Origin of the sequence: Bacillus sp. SRB_8, assembly GCF_003264205.1 — a bacterium.
Taxonomy (GTDB): domain Bacteria; phylum Bacillota; class Bacilli; order Bacillales; family Bacillaceae_G; genus Bacillus_A; species Bacillus_A mycoides.
The window spans coordinates 1-215 of record NZ_NADT01000029.1 but is presented as its reverse complement, the minus strand read 5'-3'; the positions used below and the strand labels follow the sequence as shown (position 1 = coordinate 215).

The window sequence follows — 215 nt, the reverse complement described above, 5'->3', positions numbered from 1 at the left end:
GTTACACAGCATAAAAATGAAGAATATTCTTCTATTTCTGTGAAAATTAGAAACAAGGATAACGTCTTGCGGACATGGGAGGATAGTACGAATATTTCTGCTTCATCTAATTGGATCCCAGAAGATAGGAGCATATTTACAATTATTCCAATTGAAAAAGGATCTAACAAGGTGTACATAGAAGCAAATGCAACCTATCTTACATCAGCAAATGA

General features: G+C 34.0%; 1 pseudogene. It reads left to right on the top strand.

What is annotated here, in order from left to right:
• Window positions 1-215 (top strand): annotated as a pseudogene (locus B5P40_RS33100) (hypothetical protein); the annotation flags it as partial.